A 19,730-nucleotide genomic window follows, 5' to 3' on the forward strand; every position below is an offset into this window, starting at 1 on the left:
CGCCAGCGCTCCGTCGATCTATCGACGACATCACCGCACGCAGCGACGACGACGGCGGGCGACCCGGAAACCGGGCGCCCGCCGTCGAGGGGGAGTGGGACTAGTTGCGGAGCATTCCGCGCAGGACGTACTGCATGATCCCGCCGTTGCGGTAGTAGTCGGCCTCGCCGGGGGTGTCGATGCGGACGGTGGCGTCGAACTCCACCTTCTCGCCGCTCTCCTTGGTGGCCGTGACGTGCACGGTGCGCGGCGTCGGGCCGTCGTTCAGCGCGGTGACGCCGGAGACGTCGAACGTCTCGGTGCCGTCCAGGCCGAGCGACGCGGCCGACTCGCCCTGCGGGAACTGCAGCGGCAGCACGCCCATGCCGATGAGGTTCGACCGGTGGATCCGCTCGTAGCTCTCCACGATCACGGCCGTGACGCCGAGGAGCGCGGTGCCCTTGGCCGCCCAGTCACGCGACGAACCCGAGCCGTACTCCTTGCCGCCCAGCACCACGAGGGGAGTGCCCTGCGCGGCGTAGTTCTCGGCGGCGTCGTAGATGAATGCCTGCGGGCCACCCTCCTGCGTGAAGTCGCGGGTGTACCCGCCGCTCACCCCGTCCAGCAGTTGGTTGCGCAGCCGGATGTTGGCGAAGGTCCCGCGGATCATGACCTCGTGGTTGCCGCGGCGGGAGCCGTAGGAGTTGAAGTCCTTCTTCTCCACGCCGTGCCCGCGCAGGTACTGCCCGGCAGGGGTGTCCTCCTTGATGGAACCGGCGGGCGAGATGTGGTCGGTGGTCACGGAGTCTCCCAGCAGTGCCAGCACCCGCGCGCCCGCGATGTCCTGCACCGGCGACGGCTCGGGCTGCATGCCCTCGAAGTACGGGGGCTTGCGGACGTAGGTCGACTCCGGGTCCCAGGCGAAGGTGCTGCCCTCCGGGGTCGGGAGCGAGCGCCAGCGCTCGTCACCGGCGAAGACGTCCGCGTAGTCCTTGGTGAACATCTCCTGGCTGATGGCGCTGTCGATGGTGGCCTGGACGTCCTGGGCCGAGGGCCAGAGGTCGCGGAGGAAGACGTCGTTTCCGCTGGTGTCCTGGCCGAGGGGCTGGTTCTCGAAGTCGAAGTCCATCGTGCCGGCCAGGGCGTACGCGATGACCAGCGGCGGCGAGGCCAGGTAGTTCATCTTGACGTCGGGGTTGATCCGGCCCTCGAAGTTGCGGTTGCCCGAGAGCACCGAGACGACCGCGAGGTCGGCCTCGTTGACGGCGGCGGAGATCTCCTCGGCCAGCGGCCCGGAGTTGCCGATGCAGGTGGTGCAGCCGTAGCCGACGAGGTGGTAGCCCAGCTTCTCCAGGTACGGCCAGAGGCCGGCCTTCTCGTAGTAGTCGGTGACGACCTTCGAGCCCGGCGCCATCGACGTCTTCACCCACGGCTTGACCGCGAGGCCCTTGTCGACGGCGTTCTTGGCGAGGAGGGCTGCGCCCAGCATCACCGAGGGGTTGGAGGTGTTGGTGCAGGAGGTGATCGAGGCGATCACCACGGCTCCGTGGTCGATCTCGAACGACGCTCCGTCGGCCGGTGCCACGCGGGTCGGCTTGGTCGTGCGGCCGGTCGCGCCGGTGGCCGCGGACACCGCGGTGCGCGGTGCGCCGTCTCCGTTGCCGCTGCTGGGCGACGCCGGGTCGCTGGCCGGGAAGCTCTCCTCGCCTGCCTCGTCCACGGAGGAGGGGGTGCCGGCGGCGTCGTCGGGGTCGCGCTGGTCGGGGGCGCCCGCGTAGTCGACCAGCGCCTCGCGGAAGGCCTCCTTCGACTCCGAGAGCGCGATGCGGTCCTGCGGGCGCTTCGGGCCGGCGATCGACGGGACGACCGTCGAGAGGTCGAGCTCGAGGGTCTCGGAGTAGACGAACTCGCGGGACGGGTCGTGCCAGAGCCCCTGCTCCTTGGCGTAGGCCTCGACGAGCTCGATCTGCTCGGCGGAGCGGCCGGTGAGCTTGAGGTAGCGCACGGTCTCGTCGTCGATGGGGAAGATCGCCGCGGTGGAGCCGAACTCCGGGCTCATGTTCCCGATCGTGGCGCGGTTGGCCAGCGGCACCGCGCCGACGCCCTCGCCGTAGAACTCGACGAACTTGCCCACCACGCCGTGGCGGCGCAGCATCTCGGTGATCGTCAGCACGACGTCGGTGGCGGTGGCGCCCGCCGGGATCTCACCGGTGAGCTTGAACCCGACCACGCGGGGGATGAGCATCGAGACGGGCTGGCCGAGCATGGCCGCCTCGGCCTCGATGCCGCCGACGCCCCAGCCCAGCACGCCGAGGCCGTTGACCATCGTGGTGTGGGAGTCGGTGCCGACGAGGGTGTCGGGGTAGGCCTGGCCGTTCCTGGTCATGACCACGCGGGCCAGGTGTTCGATGTTGACCTGGTGCACGATGCCGGTGCCCGGCGGGACGACCTTGAACTCGTCGAACGCGCCCTGGCCCCAGCGCAGGAACTGGTAGCGCTCCTTGTTGCGCTGGTACTCGAAGTCGACGTTGCGCTCGAACGCGTCCGGGCGGCCGAAGACGTCGATGATCACGGAGTGGTCGATCACCAGCTCGGCGGGCGCGAGCGGGTTGACCTTGGCGGGGTCACCGCCCAGCTCTGTGACGGCCTCGCGCATGGTGGCCAGGTCGACCACGCAGGGGACGCCGGTGAAGTCCTGCATGACCACGCGGGCGGGGGTGAACTGGATCTCGGTGTCCGGCTCTGCTGCGGGATCCCAGTTCGCCAGCGCACGCACGTGCTCCGCGGTGACGTTCGCGCCGTCCTCGGTGCGCAGGAGGTTCTCCAGGAGCACCTTGAGGCTGAACGGTAGGCGCTCGGCGCCCTCGACGGCCGAGAGCCGGTAGATCTCGTGCTCGCCCCCGCCCGCCTGGATCGTTCCTCTCGCTCCGAAGCTGTCCGTGCTGGCCACGTCGTTGTCCTCCTGGCGGTGGTGGGCGCTGGGATGCCGCTCGAATGTCGCTGAGATGAGGTTTTTTCGGAGTCTGGTGCACCGGCGCGTCCCCGGCGCAGCGACCCCGTCCAGTCAAAACAGTACGCTTGTCCTGCTACATGGTCGAGCCGGGGGAGGGGTCCTCCCACCGGGTGACGAGCGATCTCGATCCGGCTCGTCGGTCACGGCTCGGCATGTCCCTTTCACCCGTGTGGTCAATGTTCGTCCTGATACGCGTGTGGCTCCCTGGCCGCCCGCCGTCCGGGTGCCACAGTGCGCTCGCTCCTGGAGATCACGAGGGGACGGAGGCGGCGCGTGCGGTATCGAGGCGGGCCGCGGTCGTCGTCGGGGCGGGACCGGGGGAGCGGGCTCCCGGCATGGCGCCGCCACGGGCTCGTGCTGGTGGTGCTGGTCGCGCTGCTGGGCGGGACCACGTCCACCGCGGGCGCCCAGCCGCCGCCGCCACCGCCGAACCCGAGTGACGACGACCTGCAGCGCAGTCGCACCGACGTGAACCAGCGGGCGGGCGAGGTCGGACGCCTGTCGGCCCGGCTCGCGGAGCTCGACAGCCGGACCGACGATCTGCAGGCCGCGCTGGCCGCACAGCGTGAGACGGCCGAGGCCGCACTCGTCGATCTGCAGGCGGCTCAGGACGCGGCGGCCGCGGCCGCCCAGCGGGCCGTCGCGGCCAGGATCGCGACCCGGGCCGCCTCCGTCGCGATCGACGAGGCGCGCGCCCGTCTCGACGAGTTCGTCACCGCCACCTACCAGCGGGGTCTGGACATCGGTCCGCTCGGGCTGCTCACCGACGCCACCAGTCCCGAGGACCTCGTCGCGCGGGCCGAGGCCAACGACCTGATCGCCCGGGCCCAGATCACCGCGCAGGACGGGCTGGAGCGCGCCCGCGTCGAGAAGGCCAACGCGGACTCCGCGGCCCGTGCCGCGCTGGAGGACGCGCGCGCCCGCGAGGCCGAGGCGAACACCGCGAAGTTGGCTGCCGATGCGGCTGTCGCCGCCGCCGAGTCGGCGGCGCGCGCGCAGGCCGAGCAGCTCGCGGCCGTCGCCGCGGAGCGGGCCGAGGTGCAGCGCCGCCTCGACGCCGCCGAGTCGGCCGACGCCGGACTGCGCCAGCAGCGCGCCCGGTTCGACGACTGGCAGCGCCGGTTGGCGCAGGAGCAGGCCGCCAGGGAACGGGCCGCGCGGGAGGCGGCCGAGTCCAGGCTGGGCGGCCATGACGACGCACCCCGCAGGGGGAGTGCGGCCGTGCGGCGGGTGATCGACCGCGCGCTGTCGCAGCTCGGCAGGCAGTACGTCTGGGGTGGCGGCAACGGCCGTGGTCCGAGCACGGGGATTCCCGACGGCCTCGGCTCACCGCTCAACCGCGTGGGCTTCGACTGCTCGGGCCTGATGCTCTTCGCGTTCAACGGCGTGGGCGTGTCGCTGCCCCGGGTGAGTCGCAACCAGTACAACGCCGGCCGCAAGGTGCCGATCTCCGACCTCCGCCCCGGCGACATGGTGTTCTACAAGAACGGGGGAGCGCCCATCCACCACGTCGCGCTCTACATCGGCAACGGGCAGATGGTCGAAGCTCCCTACACGGGCGCGCGGGTCCGGGTGGTGCCGCTGCGGACGAAGGGCCTCGTGCCGCAGGCGACCCGGGTGCTGTGAACGGGGTGATCGTCGGAGGTCAGAGCAGGTGTCCCCTTCTGGTGTCAATGAAACATTGACGCCAACGAAAAGTGCATCAAACATTGACATCGACGGCCCTCCGGGCCGACTGCCCTGAAAACGAAGGTCATGCCCCGCGCCGGGTTCACCGGCGTCTCACGCTCGGCAGGGTGGGATGGCGCGGTGACTGTGCAGGAGTCCGTCCCCAGCCCGGCCCACGAGGGTGAGCGGCTCGAGCGGGTCGTCTTCGAGATCAAGCGTGTGATCGTCGGCCAGGACCGGCTTGTCGAGCGGATGCTCGTCGGGCTGCTGGCCAAGGGTCACCTGCTGCTCGAAGGCGTGCCCGGCGTCGCGAAGACCCTTGCGGTCGAGACCGTCGCGAAGGTCGTCGGCGGCTCGTTCTCGCGCCTGCAGTTCACCCCGGACCTCGTGCCCGCCGACATCCTCGGCACCCGGATCTACCGCCAGGGTCGCGAGGAGTTCGACGTCGAACTGGGGCCGGTCGTGGCCAACTTCGTGCTCGCCGACGAGATCAACCGCGCGCCGGCGAAGGTGCAGTCGGCCATGCTCGAGGTGATGGCCGAGCGGCACCTCTCGATCGGGGGCAAGACGTTCCCGATGCCCGAGCCGTTCCTCGTGCTGGCCACCCAGAACCCGATCGAGAACGAGGGCGTCTACCCGTTGCCGGAGGCGCAGCGCGACCGTTTCCTCTTCAAGATCATCGTCGAGTACCCGGGCGTGGAGGAGGAGCGGGAGATCGTCTACCGGATGGGCGCCGAGCCGCCCGTCGCGCAGCAGGTGATCGACCCGGGCGAGCTCCTGCGGCTGCAGGCCGTGGCGTCCCGGGTGTTCGTCCACCACGCGCTCGTCGACTACGTCGTGCGGCTCGTGGTCGCCACCCGCACGCCCGCCGACCACGGGCTCACCGACATCGCGGGCTGGGTGTCCTACGGCGCCTCACCGCGAGCCACCCTCGGCATCGTCGCCGCCGCGCGGGCACTCGCGCTGGTGCGCGGCCGCGACTACGTGCTCCCGCAGGACATCCTCGACGTCGCGCCCGACGTGCTGCGCCACCGGCTCGTGCTGTCCTACGACGCCGTCGCCGACGGCGTGCCCATGGACCACATCATCTCCCGGGTGCTCGCCACCGTTCCGCTGCCGCAGGTCACCGCCCGCCCACAGCACGACCCGGCCGCCGCGGCGCCCTACACGGCGGCGGGCAGCTCGACGTGACCATCCCGACGCCCGGGGTTGAGGAAGGCCACCTTCCGGCCCCGCCGGTTCAGGAAAGTGGCTTTCCTGAACCTGGGCGGCGTCCCGCGCCTGCCGCGCCGCCGTCGTTCCGCGACGGACGGGTCGAGGCGGCGTTGCGGACGCTGGAGCTCACCGTGCGGGGCCGGCTCGACGGGCTGTTGCAGGGCAACCACCTCGGCCTCGTTCCCGGGCCCGGCAGCGAGCCGGGGGAGGCGCGGGCCTACCAGCCCGGCGACGACGTCCGCCGCATGGACTGGGCCGTCACCGCACGGACCACGCAGCCGCACGTCCGGGAGACCGTGGCCGACCGGGAGCTGGAGACGTGGGTCGTGCTCGACCTGTCGCCGAGCCTCGACTTCGGCACCGCGTCGTGCGAGAAGCGTGACCTCGCGATCGCGGCCCTCGCCGCCGTCACCCATCTCACCCGCGGTGGGGGCAACCGGATCGGCGCTCTCGTCTCCACCGGGGAGCAGACCGTCCGCATCCCGGCTCGGGGCGGCCTCGCGCACGCCCGCGGGCTGTTGCGCCGTGTCGCCCTGACCCCCCGGGCACCCGACGGCACCCGCGGCGACCTCACCGCCGCGATCGAGCAGCTACGCCGCCCACCCCGGCGCCGGGGGCTGGCCGTCGTCATCTCCGACTTCCTCGGCGAACCCGAGTGGGAACGCTCCCTGCGCGCGCTGTCGAACCGGCACGACCTCCTGGCCGTCGAGGTGCTCGACCCGCGTGAGCTGGAACTGCCCGACGTCGGCACCGTGGTGCTGGCCGATCCCGAGACCGGTCGTCAGCGCGAGGTCGTCACCAGCCCGCTGCTGCGCCGGGAGTTCGCCGCCGCCGCAGCAGAGCACCGGGATCGCGTGGCCGCCACCCTGCGCCGCTGCGGCGCCGCGCACCTCACGCTGCGCACCGACTCCGACTGGATCTCCGACATCGTGCGGTTCGTCCTGGCCCGCAAGCGCGCCTGGTCGGGGGGTGGGCGGTAGATGTTCACCAACCCCTGGTGGCTGCTGCTGCTCGCCGTGGTCGCCGCCATGGCGGCCGGGTACGTGCTGTTGCTGCGCAGGCGCCGTCGCGACGTCGTCCGGTTCACGAACCTGGAGCTGCTCGACCGGGTGGCTCCCGACAGACCCAACTGGTACCGGCACGTTCCGGCGGCGGCGCTGATCGCGGCCCTCGCCGTGCTGACCATCGCGCTGGCCGGGCCGCAGGCGGAGGCGCGGGTGCCCCGCAACCGGGCCACGGTCGTCCTCGTCATCGACGTCTCGCTGTCGATGCAGGCCACCGACGTCGAGCCGAGCAGGCTGGCCGCGGCACAGGCCGCGGCCAAGGCGTTCGCCGACCAGCTCACCCCCGGGATCAACCTGGGACTGGTGTCGTTCGCGGGTACGGCCGCGGTGCTCGTCTCGCCCACCGTCGACCGCGAGCCGATCAAGCGTGCGGTGGACGGGCTGAAGCTGTCGGAGTCGACCGCCACCGGCGAGGCGATCTTCGCCGCGATGCAGTCGGTGGAGACGTTCTCTCAGGCGATCGCCGGGGCCGCCGCCGAGGGGCCGCCACCCGCCCGGATCGTGTTGATGAGTGACGGCAAGCAGACCGTCCCGGGCGGCGTGATGCCGGAGGAGGAGCCCCGCGGCTCGTTCACGGCGGCCCGCGCGGCCGCTGCCGCCGGCATTCCCGTCTCCACGATCTCCTTCGGCACCGACTACGGCTCGATCGAGATCAACCCGGGGGAGCGCACGCCGGTCGCGGTGGACGACGCGTCGATGCGCCAGATCGCCGAGCTCTCCGGCGGCCAGTTCTTCACCGCAGCCACCGAGGACGAGCTGCGACAGGTGTACGCCGAGCTCGGCGAGCAGATCGGCTACGAGGTGCGGCGCGTCGACACGAGCAGGCCGTGGCTCGCGGGCGGTGCCCTCCTGCTCGTGGTGGGGGTGGGCAGCGGCCTGGCCCTGGGCCGCCGCTTCCCCTAAACCCGGGCGACTCGCGCGCAGGAACCGGGCGACTCGCGCGCACGAAACGGGCGACTCGCGCGCACGAAACGGGCGACTCGCGGGGGGCTGCGCTGCCCCGCGAGTCGCCCCTTGTGGTCCCGCGAGTCGCCCGTTCTGTCCGCGCGAGTCGCCCGGATTGCGCTCCCGAGTCGCCCGGTTTCCGCGGGCCGGGCGGCGGCCCATAGGGTGGCGGCGTGGGACGCAGCGTGCTGGTGACCGGAGGCAACCGCGGTATCGGGCTCGCGATCGCGAAGGCGTTCGCGGCGCAGGGCGACCAGGTGGCTGTGACGCACCGCAGCCCTGTGGAGGGCCTGCCCGGCGAGCTGTTGCCGGTGCAGTGCGACGTCACCGACACCGCCGCCGTGGACGCGGCGTTCAGTGAGGTCGAGGACAAGCACGGGCCGGTGCAGGTGCTGGTCTCGAACGCCGGGATCAACGACGACGGCCTGCTCATGCGGATGAGCGAGGAGTCGTTCACCCGGGTCGTCGACGCCAATCTCACCGCTGCCTACCGGGTCGCGAAGCGCGCCTCCCGCGGGATGCTCAAGGCGAGGAGCGGCCGCATGGTGTTCGTCTCCAGCGTGGTCGGCCTCAGCGGCTCGGCCGGCCAGGTCAACTACGCGGCCTCCAAGGCAGGCCTCGTCGGGCTGGCCCGCTCCGTGGCGCGTGAGCTGGGCTCGCGCGGTATCACGGCCAACGTCGTGGCCCCCGGCTTCGTCGACACCGACATGACCCGCGCCCTGTCCGACGCGCGGCGCGCCGAGATCCTCACGCAGGTGCCGCTGGGTCGGTACGCGAGCCCCGAGGAGGTGGCCGACACGGTCGCCTGGCTGGGCTCGGAGGCCGCCGGGTACATCACCGGCGCGGTGATCCCGGTCGACGGCGGCCTCGGCATGGGCCACTAGTCACTCGCTCCCGGAACACGGAAAGGCTCACATGGGACTGCTCGATGGCAAGCGCCTGCTCGTCACCGGTGTGATCACGGACGCTTCGTTGGCGTTCCACGCTGCGAAGATCGCCCAGGAACAGGGCGCGGACGTGGTGCTCACCGGCTTCGGACGGATGCGGCTGGTGGAGCGGATCGCGCAGCGGCTGCCGAAGCCGGCCGCGGTCGTGGAGCTGGACGTGTCGGACCAGTCCCAGCTCGACAGCCTCGTCGAGCGGGTCTCGCCGCACCTCACCGCCACCGGGCAGGACGAGCCCAAGCTCGACGGCGTGCTGCACTCGATCGGTTTCGCACCGGCGTCGTGCCTCGGTGAGAACGCGTTCCTGAACGCGCCGTGGGAGGACGTGGCCACGACGATCCAGGTCAGCGCCTACTCGTTCAAGTCGCTGTCCACGGCTGTGCTGCCGCTGCTCGGGCCGGGCAGCTCGATCGTCGGCATGGACTTCGACAACCGGCAGGCCTGGCCGGCCTACGACTGGATGGGCGTGGCCAAGTCCACGTTGGAGTCGGTCACCCGGTACCTGGCGCGTGACCTCGGGCCGAAGGGCATCCGGGTCAACCTCGTCGCCGCCGGACCGGTCAGGACGATGGCCGCGAAGTCCATCCCGGGCTTCGCCGCCTTCGAGGACGCCTGGGACGGGCGTGCGCCGCTCGGCTGGGACGTCAACGACCCGGTGCCCGTCGCGAAGACGGTGTGCGCGCTGTTCTCGGACTGGTTGCCGGTCACCACCGGCTCGATGGTGTGGGCGGACGGCGGGTTCCACGCGATCGGTGTCTAATCAGACCGTGCGAGAACAGGCGGACGCTCTGCTGGTGCTGAGCTTCGGCGGGCCCGAAGGGCCCGACGAGGTGCGGCCCTTCCTGGAGAGGGTGGTCCGCGGCCGCGGCGTACCTCCGGAGCGGCTCGACGCCGTGGAGGAGCACTACCAGCACTTCGGTGGCGTAAGCCCGCTGAATGCGCGCAACCGTGAGCTGATCGCCGCGATCCGCGAGCGCACGGACCTGCCCGTGTACTTCGGCAACCGCAACTGGCACCCGCTGGTCGAGGACACCGTCGCCGAGATGACGCGCGACGGGGTGCGCCGCGCGCTCGTGTTCGCCACCAGCGCGTACGGCGGGTACTCGGCGTGCCGGCAGTACCAGGAGGACATCGCACGGGCGCGGAAGGCGGTGGGGGACGAGGCGCCGCAGCTGGTGAAGCTGCGCCACTTCTTCAACCACCCGGACTTCATCGCCGCCAACGCCGACGCCGTGCGCGCGGCCGCCGCCCGGCTTCCTGCCGACGTCCGTGACAGCGCGCGGCTCGTGTTCACCGCCCACTCGGTGCCGACCGCAGCCGATGCCGCCGCGGGCCCGCCCGACGAGGGCGGCCACCGCTACTCGCGGCAGGTGGCCGAGGCGGCGCGGCTGGTAGCGGAGGATCTGGGAGTTGCGGAGTACGACGTCGTGTGGCAGTCGCGGTCGGGACCACCGCAGGTGCCGTGGTTGGAGCCCGACATCGTCGACCACATCGACGCGCTGCACGCCCGAGGCGTCCCTGCGGTGGTCGTGAGCCCGGTGGGGTTCGTGTCCGACCACGTCGAGGTGGTCTGGGACCTCGACACGGAGGCGAAGGAACGCGCTGCCGAGCTGGGTATGGGCTTCGCCCGGGCGTCGACGGCCGGTCCTGACCCGCGGTTCGCCGACATGGTGGTGGAGCTGATCGCCGAGCATCTCCACGAGTCGGCCCCGCGGCACCTGGGGGACGTGACGGGGGCCGGGTGCACGGTCAACGGGATGCCGTGTGCGGTGGACTGCTGCATGCCGGCCCGGCGTCCGGCACGTCCGGAGTGAACGAGAAGCCTCAGGCCTGGTCGGGCACTGCGGTGTAGAAGGACGTGGTGCGGTCGGCCGCGGCGCGGGCAGCTGCGGGGTCGGTGCCTGCCGCCACCGCCGCATCGCACCACAGGTCGCTGGACGACGTGATGAACTGTCTGCCCTCGTCCGAGCCGGACCAGACCTCGACCGCCGCCGGGTCGACCGGCTGACCCGACGACACGTGCAGTCCGAGCCCGATGACGGCCAGGTCCCAGCCCACCCCGACCGCGCCGGGGCCGTACTCGGTCCAGCGTTCGTCGTCGACGTGGGCGACGTGCTCGAGCTCGAACCGGGTGCGCCCGTCGGCGACCTCGGTGAGCCGGACCTCGATCCAGCTCACCTCGCCGCCGAACTCCCAGGTCGCGGCGAAGGCGTGCGGGGGGTCGCAGCGCTCCACGGTGCCGCCTGCGTTGCCGTCCAGCTGGTAGCGCCCGCCGACGCGGAGGTCCCCGGACACCGGGAGGAACCACCGCGGGATGCGCCCCGGGTTGGTGCAGGTGTCCCACAGGTCGTCGATGTCGGCGGTGTAGGTCCGGCTGATGGTCATGACGCGGGCCTCACCCGCCTCGAGCGTGCGGGTGCCGACCGTGCGCTGCACGGAGTTGATCTGGTGGGTCACGTCGATCATGGGTCGGTCCTCTCGTCGGACTCGCGGAGCCGGCGCTCGCGCCGTCCGCGGGCCAGTTCGGTGGCCAGCGCGTCCAGATGGGGAGTCCAGAAGCGCCGGAAGTGGTCGAGCCAGGTGTCGACGTCACGCAGCGGCTCGGGTCGCACGCTGTAGAGCCGGCGCGTGCCCTCGGGGCGGACGGTGGCGAACCCGTTGTCGCGCAGTACCCGCAGGTGCTGGGAGACGGCGGGCTGGGAGATGCCGAACTCCTCCTGGATCGCTGCGCACACCGCTCCGGAGGTCATCTCGCCGCCGGCGAGCAGCTCCAGGATCCGCCGGCGAACCGGGTCCCCGAGAACGTCGAAGGCGTGCACAGCAGGAAAGTAGCAGCACTCCCTTATATAAGCAATGGCCGGCATTCGGGCTGGCTCAGCGGCGCGCGTAGGTCAGGAACGCCGCCCCGCTCGTCAGGACGGTGTGGTCGGTCATCTGCCAGGTGCGCGGGTCGAACGCGGTCTCCCTGGAGAAGAGCGGTATGCCTGAGCCGATGGTCCGCGGGCCGAGCTTGACGATCAGCCGGTCGATCTCCGGGTACAACGCTCCCGCGAGCTCGCTCCCGCCCAGCAGCCAGATGTCCTTGCCGTCCTCCCGCTTCAGCCCCGGACCACCGCCCTCGGGTCGGCGGCGACCAGTTCGACGTGCGGGTCCGCGCTCGCCGTGAGGGTCCGGGAGAACACGAGGTGGCGCAGGTGCGGGTAGGCGTCGGCGATCCCGGCCGTCAGCCCGATCTCGTAGCTTCGGTGACCTTCGCCGTGTCGAAATGCTGCCCTCCGCGGTGACCGACAACGCGGCCCTGGCCGGCCCGGGCAGGATCTCCGGGAGCTCGGTGGCGAGGTGCTCGATGTAGTCCTGGGGGACGGGCCAGAAGCCGTCGGGGCCGGTGGGGTCGCTCCCGTCCGGCCCGGCGATGAATCCGTCGAGGGTGGATGCGATGCCGAACTGCTGGGTCAGGTGATGAGGCGGACCCGGGCCTGCCGGGCGACCGCACGGCGGTGGTCCTGCTCTACCTGGCGATGCTGGGACTGATCATCGACGACCTCACCGTCCCGGATCTGCTCGCGCCCCACCGGCTCGACGTACTGATCGACGCGATGGTGACGCGCCTGCTCCCGGAGAGCTGACCGGGGGCCATGGGGGAGTGGGTCAGGGGAGGGGGTCGGCCGGGGCCGGCGCGGCCGCGATCGCCGCAGCCACCAGGTCGGCCGCCGTGCTCGCCCGGGAGCGTCGGCCCCGGTCGTAGTGCTGGGTGGTGGCGATCGTGGCGTGTCCGACGTCGGCCTGGACGTGCTGGATCCGGGCGTCCTGCTCGAGGGCGATCGTCACGTAGGCGTGCCGCAGGGCGTGCGGGTGCACGCGGTCGGCGAGGCCGTCCAGCGCCGGCCCTGCGTGGGCCGCGATGCGCCGCAGCAGCGTGTAGAGGTCCACGCGTGAGCAGCGGCCGCCGCCGCGGGTGGCGAGCATCGGTGTGCTGTCCGCGCCCGTGCGGCCCCGGCGTGCCGGCGTGGCCGAGTCGCTCAGGCGGTCGCGCTCGGCGAGGTAGGCCACCAGCGCGTCACGAACGAGATCGGTGAGGTAGACCTCGCGGTGCAGGCCGCCCTTCCCGAGCACGCGGAGCACGTCGTCGCCGCCCGTCCGGTAGAGATCGCCGCGGTCGAGGCCGACCACCTCCGAGATCCGCAGTCCCAGCGTCAGCAGTGCCACCATGGCCACCGCGCGCAAGGCGTAGAGCCGGGCGAGCCGTGGGCTGCGCGAGTAGGGCAGGCGGGCCGCGGCGACGAGCAGTGCCTTGAGCTGCTCGGCTGTGAGCCGCACGGTCGGTGAGGCGTCCCGGGCGGTGGACGACAAGCCCAGCCGGGCCCGGTTGAGCGCTGCCGGGTTCGCCGCGACGACGCCGGTCTCGGCGAGGTGCCCGTAGAGCGCCGAGAGCGTGGAGAGCATCCGCTGGCGTGTGCGCCGCTGCGCGCCGGCGGCGTCGAGGGCGTGCAACCAGGCCTTGACGTGACGCGCTGTTGCGTCGCGGGGGTCGAGGGTCTGGCGGGCGCACCACCGGAACCAGGCGAGGTCGTGCAGCGGTCCGGCCGGGGCGGGCGGTGGGGCGCCACGGCCGGAGCCCTCCGCTCTCGCTCCGCCGATGGCGTCGACCCAGGCGATCGGCAGACCCAGCGCGTAGGCGTAGGTGCGGCGGGTGCCGCCGTTGGCGTACTGCCCGAGCCAGTCGATCAGCTGGGCGCGCAGCCCTTCGGGGTCGGCGACGCCAGGCCAGTCCGAGACGCCCGAGGCCGTGACTGCGGGTGCGGCAGCAGAGCGGTGGTCGGCCAGCGCCTCCAGGACGGCCAACGGCTCGGACGCTGCCATGATCGGCAGCCTAACGCTGCGCTTCCGCTGCGGAGCCCTGCCGCTGCCGGACCGGTTCGGTGCTGGTGCTCTGCCAGCCGTTCCCGGTGCGCCGGAAGCCGCCGGACAGGCCGGCGACCTCGCGGTTGAGCACCTTGCCCGAGGGGCTGCGCGGCAGCGCGTCGATGAACGCGATCACCCGGGGCACCTTGTACCCGGCGAGCTCCACCCGGCACTGCCGCTCGATGTCCTCAGGCGTGTGGCTGGCACCGTCCTCGAGCACCACCACGGCCTTGACGCTCTCGCCCCACTCCTCGTCGGGCACGCCGACCACGGCGACCTCCCGCACACCGGCGATGCCGCGAACGGTCTCCTCGATCTCGGCCGGGTAGATGTTGATGCCGCCACTGACGATGACGTCCTTGAGGCGCCCGACGATGAAGACGAAGCCGTCCTCGTCCTGGTAGCCCAGGTCTCCGGTCCGGAACCAGTCGTCGCGGAACGCCTCGTCGGTGCGCTTCTGGTCGCCGAGGTAGACCGGTCCGGTCAGCAGGCCCCGCTTCGCGACCTCCCCGACCTCGCCTGCCGGTTGGAACCCTCCATCGGGGTTCAGGATGGCCACCTCGGTACGGAAGAACGGCCGCCCGCAGGACTCCGCCTTCGGGCCGAACGGGTCCTCCAGGTTGATGGTGACGCACGCCGTCTCGGTGCCGGCCAGGAACTCGCCGATCCGCGCCTCGGGAAACACCCTGGCGAGCCGGCGCTTCAGCGTGCCGCCTGCGCGGGCGCTGGAGCTGAGCACCAGGCGGAGCGAGGTCGTGTCGACGGTCTCGGCCGAGCTTTCCGCCGCGTCGGCCAGCCGGTCGAAGATCACCGGCGCGCCCGGGAGAACCGTCGGCCGGTCGTGGGCGATCGAGTCGAGCACGCGCCGCGCGTCGAAGTGGCGGTGGATGTTCAGCGCACCTCCGACGTAGAGCTGCTGCAGTGCACAGGTGAACCCGAGGCCGTGGAAGAGCGGCCCCACCACCAGCTCGACGTCATGCGGGCCGATCCCGAGCTCGACGCTCATCTCGGCCCAGCCCTGGACGGTCACCCGGTGCGGGATCACGCACACCTTCGGCGATCCGGTCGTCCCGCTGGTGAGCGCCAGCCGGAACGGCGTGGACTCGTCGATCTCCGGCAGCCGCGCGCCGGCGGGGTCGACGACGACGTCCTCGTAGCGTCGGACGTCCTCGGCGCGTTCGTGCAGGGGCGCCGCCGGGTCGCCAGGGGTGTCCCGCAGCCGGGCCACGGCCAGCTCCCCGGCCGGGACGCCGGCACCCGCCGGGCCCAGGGCGTCGAGCACGTCGGTGACGACCGCCGTCGCCCCGGTGAAGCGCAGGGTGCGCGCCACCTCCCCGGCCACGAGGCGCGGGCTCAGCGGAACGATCGGACAGCCCGCCTTGGCCAGGCCGTACATGAGCTCGATGTACTCGATCCGGTTCCCCGAGTAGAGGCCGACCGGGTCGCCGCTGCGCACGCCGTAGTGCGCGAGACCGGCGGCGATGCCGGTGGAGCGGTCCTCGAGCTGCTGCCAGGTGCGCGTGTGCTCACCCTCGACCACCGACACGCGGTCGCTACTGGCGGGGTTGGACGCGTGCAACCGCGGCACGTCCCCCACCCGCAGCGCCCGGTGATACGGGTCCGTCAACACCGCCACTCCGTGCCCCTCCCTCTCCTGATCCGCGAATCTGATGCGTCCCGTGTATCTGCTGATCTAGCCCCGGAAATCGGGCGACCGCTTCTCCAGGAACGCCGAGAGGCCTTCCCACGAGTCGTTGCTCTGGGCGAGCCAGGACTGGCCCAGCCGCTCGATGTCGCGACCCGTGTGCGGATCCACGCCTTCACACATGTTGATCACGTGCTTCGCGAGGCCGACCGCCCGAGGGGCGCCCGTCATGAGATCGGCCGCGAGCGCCTCCACGGTGGCCACGAGCTCGGCCCCGGGCACCACCTCGGAGACGAGCCCCATCGCCCCGGCCTGCGCGGCGCTGTACTGCCGGCCGGTCATGACCATCTCCTTGAGCCGCTCGACGCCGATGAGACGGCTCATCCGTGAGCACGCACCGGACGCCGGGAGGACGCCGATGTTGATCTCCGGGAGCGTGAACGTCGCCTCCTGTGCGGCGATCCGGAAGTCGCACGAGACCGCCAGTTCCACCCCGCCGCCGGCACACGGCCCGTTGATCGCCGCGATCACCGGCTTCTCGATGGTCTCGATGTCGTCGAAGGTCGAGTGGTTGGTCCGCACGTAGGACCGGTAGCTGTTGCCCGGCAGGCCGCGTTGCCAGCGCAGGTCGTTGATGTCGCGGCCGGCGCTGAAGCCGCGCCCGGCGCCGGTGATGACGACCACGCGGATCCCGTCGTCGAAGGTGGCCTGCCACAGCGCCGCCCGAAGCTCGACGAGCATCCGCCAGTCGAAGGCGTTGAGCCGCTCGGGCCGGTCGAGGGTGATCCAGCAGATCCCGGCGCTGCCGCCGGTGTGCATGCGTACCCGCTGGAACTCCGCGGGACCCACGAAATACGGCGACGGGGGCACCCGCGAAGCGCCGGCCGGGGTGGCGGCGCCACTGTCGCCGTCGACCGTGGTCACTCGGCACCCCGACGTGGCCGATCGTTCCGCCGAATCACGATGATCATGCGAGGCACGCTAATCGGAACTCAGAAATGTGCCCACGGGTCGTGGGGATTCGCACACGACACGGTCGGCAATTCCCACTCCGGTGTCAGGAATGCGAGCATGGCCGCGCAGTTATGCGCAATCCGAGGTGTGGGCGGTATACGGCGACATGAGCCCGATGATCCGGACGTACGCCGGACCTACCGGCTTGCGGAGTGTGCGTCGACGATGTGCGCGATGGACTCGGTCAGCTGCCGGGCGAAAGGAATGTTGAGCCACTCGTCCGGCACGTGCAGGTTCGAGTCGGGCCCCAGGGCTCCGGTGACGACGAACTGGGCGTCCGGGTAGCGCCTCCCGAGCGTGTCCATGAACGGGATGCCGCCGCCGAGACCGGCACGGCGGCAGGGCTCGCCGAACACCTGCTGGGCGACGTCCGCCAAGGCGGAGGACAGCCACGGCGCCACCGCCGGCTCGTGCCACCCGTTGATGGTCATGACGTCGGTGACCTCGACCTGCGCGCCAAAGGGCACGTCGGTCGTCACGACCTTGTCGAGCGCGGCGCGGGCCGTCTCGGCGTCGACCGTGGGCGGGAGGCGGAAGCTCAGGCGCAGCGACACCGCATCGAGCAGGACCGCGCCCGCGCTCGGGGCGTCCGGGAGACCGGCGGCGCCGATGACCGACAGCGCCGGGCGCCAGGTGTTGTTCACGATCAGCTCGACGTCGTCGGCGTGGAGCGGCACGGCGCCGTCGACCAGTGGGAAGCGCCGGATGACCCCACCCGGGTCGAGGGCGACGAGCTCCTCGATCTCCTCGCGCAGACCGTCCGGGAGGGGGGTGTGCATCTCGGGCACCCTGACCTCGCCGGTCGCCGGGTCCTCTAGGCGGTCGAGGAGCCGGCGCATGACGAGGAACGGGTTGGGCACGATGCCGCCGCCCAGCCCGGAGTGGACGGGCGCGCTGAGGACACGCACTGTCACCGTGGCCTGGACCGCGCCGCGCAGGCTGGAGGTCAGCCACAGCCGCTCGTGGTCGTCGCCCCCGCTGTCCAGGCACACCACCAGCGTCACGTCGCCCAGCCGGTCGGCGAGATGCTCCAGATAGACGGGCAGGTCGGGACTGCCGGACTCCTCGCCCGTTTCCAGCAGCACCACCGCCCGGGCGTGTTCTCCGCCCGCAGCGCGCACTGCGCCGAGGGCGGTCACCGCCGCATAGGCCGCGTACCCGTCGTCGACCGAGCCCCTGCCGTAGAGCCGGTCTCCGCGCCGGACCGCCTGCCAGGGGCCCAGCCCGGGCGACCACTCGCCCAAGGCGGGCTGCTTGTCGAGGTGCCCGTAGAAGACCACGGTCCCGCTCGCGGCCGACCCCGGCGTCGCCGGCACGTCCACCAGCAACAGGGGGGTACGGCCGTCGAGTTCCACCACCTCGCACACCGCGTCGGGCAGGTCGTAGGACTCGACCCACCGCCGCACGTGGTCGACCGCAGCGTGCAACTGGCCGGCGGCCCGCCACGAGGCGTCGTAGGCAGGAGACACGGCAGGGATCTCCACCAGCTCCGACAGGCTGGGGATCACATGGTCCGCCCACGCCCGGTCGACCGCGTCACGCACGCGCGCATGTTCCATAGCCGACGATCGTAAGTGGGCGCGGACGCAGCCCCGGCCAGGTCCCCGGCGGCCGAGCACGCCTCCGCAGGAGCCAATCGCCCGTTGCGGGTGATGCGCGCCGGGTCGGGGCCGTCGACGGTGGCGTCCCGGATCGGCGGAGGGAATACCCATGCGAATGGTCGTTGATCTGAATCGATGCCAAGGATATGCGCAATGCGTCCCGTTGGCGCCGGAGGTCCTCCATCTGCACGGCGAGGAGGCGCTCATGTACGACCCCAACCCGGACGACTCGCTGCGCCAGCACGTCCTGCGAGCCGCGGCTTCCTGCCCCGTTCAGGCCATCGTCGTGGACCGGCTGGACGAGATCGGGGATAGCTCGTGAGGTCGGAGCTCGTCGCGAACGTGGTGGCGGAGTTCAAGGCCAACGGCCGGATCGTCATCGTCGGAGCCTCGCTGGCCGGGCTCCGTGCCGCCGAAACCCTGCGCGACGAGGGCTTCACCGGGCCGCTGACCATCATCGGGGACGAGAAGCAGGAGCCGTACGACCGTCCTCCGCTCTCCAAACAGGTGCTGAAGGGCTTGGCGCGGGCCGACCACACCCTGCTTCCGCGAATGCGGAAGGTCGATGCGGACTGGCGGCTCGGGGTGGCCGCCACCGGCCTCGACCGCCGCGCCAAACAGGTGCGCCTGGCCACCGGCGAGGAGGTTCCGTTCGACCGCCTGCTGATCGCGACCGGCACGCGCTCACGGCCGTGGTTCAACCCGCAGGAGGCTGCGCTGGAGGGAGTGTTCACGCTGCGCACGGCCGATGACGCGGGCCGGCTGCGGGCGGCACTGGCAGCCGGCCCGGGCCGGGTCCTGATCATCGGCGCCGGCTTCATCGGTTCGGAGATGGCCTCGGTCTGTCGCGAGCTCGATCTAACCGTGACCGTCGCCGAGCGCGCCGATGGCCCACTCGTCGGCGCGCTCGGAGGCGTGATCGGCGACATCGCCGCCGACATGCAGCGCGACCACGGAGTCGACCTCCGCACCGGAGTCTCGGTCGAGGCGCTGGAGGGAGATGCGGAGGGGCACGTGCGCCGGGCCCGGCTCTCCGACGGGACCACCCTCGACGTCGACGTGGTCGTGGCCTCGCTCGGTTCGATCCGCAACACCGAGTGGCTGGAGGGCGCGGGTCTCGCCACCGGCCGTTGGGGCGTCGCCTGCGATGCAGGCTGCCGCGTCTTCGACATCAACGGGGTGGTGACCGACAGCATCTTCGTCGCGGGCGACATCGCACGCGCCCCGCACGTTTTGTACGACTACCAGTTCCTCGTGCAGGAGCACTGGGACAATGCCGATATCGGGGGCCGGATCGCGGCGCACAACATGGTGAGCATCGAGCCCCAGCGCCTTCCGCACCTGCCATTGCCCGCGTTCTGGTCGGGTCAGTTCGGCGTCAACATCAAGGGCGTCGGCGTCGGCCCCTTCGCTGACGAGATCGTCATCACCCAGGGATCCGTTGCGGACCGGCGTTTCGCTGCCGCCTATGGCCACCAGGGCCGCATTGTCGCAGCGGTCACGTTCAACCACGGCAAATGGCTGGAGTACTACGGGGCACTGATCGAGCGGTCGGCTCCGTTCCCGCCCCCTCCGCCGGGTTACGACCAGGCCAACGGTATGGAACCCGTGCCCGCTCGGTTCCCGAAACCGAGCTTGCCCACCGGGAATCCGGATGTCGTCCTGACCGGCCATGACCCGACCGAGCGCGGAGCCACGTACGAGTACCGGCCGAAGAAGCGCTGAGCCGCGAGGCGACAG

General features: G+C 71.7%; 18 protein-coding genes. 10 read left to right on the forward strand and 8 right to left on the reverse strand.

All coding sequences use genetic code 11. The annotated features are described in order from the left end of the window. Window positions 1-100: 100 nt before the first annotated feature. Window positions 101-2,929, reverse strand: coding sequence for an aconitate hydratase (locus tag AC5L35_RS12030; protein ID WP_495059659.1), 2,829 nt, complete (start codon window positions 2,927-2,929; stop codon window positions 101-103). 336 nt (window positions 2,930-3,265) lie between these two features. Between AC5L35_RS12030 and AC5L35_RS12035 the strand changes: the two genes are divergently transcribed. From AC5L35_RS12035 to AC5L35_RS12065, 7 genes are all read left to right on the forward strand, one after another. Beyond that, the gene (locus AC5L35_RS12035; RefSeq protein WP_495059660.1) at window positions 3,266-4,618 is read left to right on the forward strand and encodes an NlpC/P60 family protein; all 1,353 of its coding nucleotides are present in this window, start codon (window positions 3,266-3,268) and stop codon (window positions 4,616-4,618) included. 183 nt (window positions 4,619-4,801) lie between these two features. Beyond that, window positions 4,802-5,851, forward strand: coding sequence for an AAA family ATPase (locus AC5L35_RS12040; RefSeq protein ID WP_495059661.1), 1,050 nt, complete (start codon window positions 4,802-4,804; stop codon window positions 5,849-5,851). Window positions 5,852-5,853: 2 nt separating this feature from the next. After that, the gene (locus tag AC5L35_RS12045; protein WP_495059846.1) at window positions 5,854-6,855 is read left to right on the forward strand and encodes a DUF58 domain-containing protein; all 1,002 of its coding nucleotides are present in this window, start codon (window positions 5,854-5,856) and stop codon (window positions 6,853-6,855) included. Further along, window positions 6,856-7,842 (forward strand): VWA domain-containing protein, encoded by a 987-nt coding sequence (locus tag AC5L35_RS12050; RefSeq protein WP_495059662.1) that lies wholly within the window; start codon window positions 6,856-6,858, stop codon window positions 7,840-7,842. 215 nt (window positions 7,843-8,057) lie between these two features. After that, window positions 8,058-8,768 carry a 3-oxoacyl-ACP reductase FabG gene (fabG, locus tag AC5L35_RS12055; RefSeq protein ID WP_495059663.1) on the forward strand — a complete coding sequence of 237 codons (711 nt, stop codon included), beginning with the start codon at window positions 8,058-8,060 and terminating at the stop codon, window positions 8,766-8,768. 31 nt (window positions 8,769-8,799) lie between these two features. After that, a complete protein-coding gene (fabI, locus tag AC5L35_RS12060) occupies window positions 8,800-9,588 on the forward strand; it encodes an enoyl-ACP reductase FabI (protein WP_495059664.1) in 789 nt (262 codons plus the stop codon). A gap of 7 nt (window positions 9,589-9,595) precedes the next feature. After that, window positions 9,596-10,642, forward strand: a complete 1,047-nt coding sequence (locus AC5L35_RS12065; RefSeq protein ID WP_495059665.1) for a ferrochelatase — start codon at window positions 9,596-9,598, stop codon at window positions 10,640-10,642. A 10-nt stretch (window positions 10,643-10,652) separates the two neighbouring features. Here AC5L35_RS12065 and AC5L35_RS12070 read toward each other — a convergent pair whose 3' ends face one another. From AC5L35_RS12070 to AC5L35_RS12080, 3 genes are read right to left on the reverse strand one after another with little or no spacing between them, the layout of a single operon-like run. Further along, a complete protein-coding gene (locus AC5L35_RS12070; protein ID WP_495059666.1) occupies window positions 10,653-11,294 on the reverse strand; it encodes an SRPBCC family protein in 642 nt (213 codons plus the stop codon). Further along, window positions 11,291-11,647, reverse strand: a complete 357-nt coding sequence (locus AC5L35_RS12075) for an ArsR/SmtB family transcription factor (RefSeq protein ID WP_495059667.1) — start codon at window positions 11,645-11,647, stop codon at window positions 11,291-11,293. The genes AC5L35_RS12070 and AC5L35_RS12075 overlap by 4 nt, the downstream gene beginning before the upstream one ends. Before the next feature lie 55 nt (window positions 11,648-11,702). Further along, window positions 11,703-11,870: a hypothetical protein gene (locus tag AC5L35_RS12080; RefSeq protein WP_495059668.1), complete on the reverse strand. Its 168-nt coding sequence runs from the start codon at window positions 11,868-11,870 to the stop codon at window positions 11,703-11,705. Between the two features lie 455 nt (window positions 11,871-12,325). On the opposite strand from AC5L35_RS12080, the gene AC5L35_RS12085 reads away from it, so the two are divergent. Beyond that, window positions 12,326-12,454 (forward strand): hypothetical protein, encoded by a 129-nt coding sequence (locus AC5L35_RS12085; RefSeq protein ID WP_495059669.1) that lies wholly within the window; start codon window positions 12,326-12,328, stop codon window positions 12,452-12,454. A gap of 22 nt (window positions 12,455-12,476) precedes the next feature. Here AC5L35_RS12085 and AC5L35_RS12090 read toward each other — a convergent pair whose 3' ends face one another. The 4 genes from AC5L35_RS12090 to AC5L35_RS12105 form a co-directional block, all read right to left on the reverse strand. Further along, window positions 12,477-13,688: a tyrosine-type recombinase/integrase gene (locus tag AC5L35_RS12090; protein ID WP_495059670.1), complete on the reverse strand. Its 1,212-nt coding sequence runs from the start codon at window positions 13,686-13,688 to the stop codon at window positions 12,477-12,479. A gap of 10 nt (window positions 13,689-13,698) precedes the next feature. Further along, window positions 13,699-15,360 carry a class I adenylate-forming enzyme family protein gene (locus AC5L35_RS12095; protein ID WP_495059671.1) on the reverse strand — a complete coding sequence of 554 codons (1,662 nt, stop codon included), beginning with the start codon at window positions 15,358-15,360 and terminating at the stop codon, window positions 13,699-13,701. 63 nt (window positions 15,361-15,423) lie between these two features. After that, window positions 15,424-16,299, reverse strand: a complete 876-nt coding sequence (locus AC5L35_RS12100) for an enoyl-CoA hydratase/isomerase family protein (protein WP_495059672.1) — start codon at window positions 16,297-16,299, stop codon at window positions 15,424-15,426. Window positions 16,300-16,526: 227 nt separating this feature from the next. Continuing rightward, window positions 16,527-17,948, reverse strand: a complete 1,422-nt coding sequence (locus AC5L35_RS12105) for a M20/M25/M40 family metallo-hydrolase (RefSeq protein WP_495059673.1) — start codon at window positions 17,946-17,948, stop codon at window positions 16,527-16,529. Between the two features lie 157 nt (window positions 17,949-18,105). Between AC5L35_RS12105 and AC5L35_RS12110 the strand changes: the two genes are divergently transcribed. Further along, a complete protein-coding gene (locus tag AC5L35_RS12110) occupies window positions 18,106-18,312 on the forward strand; it encodes a ferredoxin (RefSeq protein ID WP_495059674.1) in 207 nt (68 codons plus the stop codon). Further along, window positions 18,309-19,715: an NAD(P)/FAD-dependent oxidoreductase gene (locus tag AC5L35_RS12115; RefSeq protein ID WP_495059675.1), complete on the forward strand. Its 1,407-nt coding sequence runs from the start codon at window positions 18,309-18,311 to the stop codon at window positions 19,713-19,715. The genes AC5L35_RS12110 and AC5L35_RS12115 overlap by 4 nt, the downstream gene beginning before the upstream one ends. Window positions 19,716-19,730 lie beyond the last annotated feature (15 nt).

The organism is Pseudonocardia sp. OZ21 (assembly GCF_059359135.1).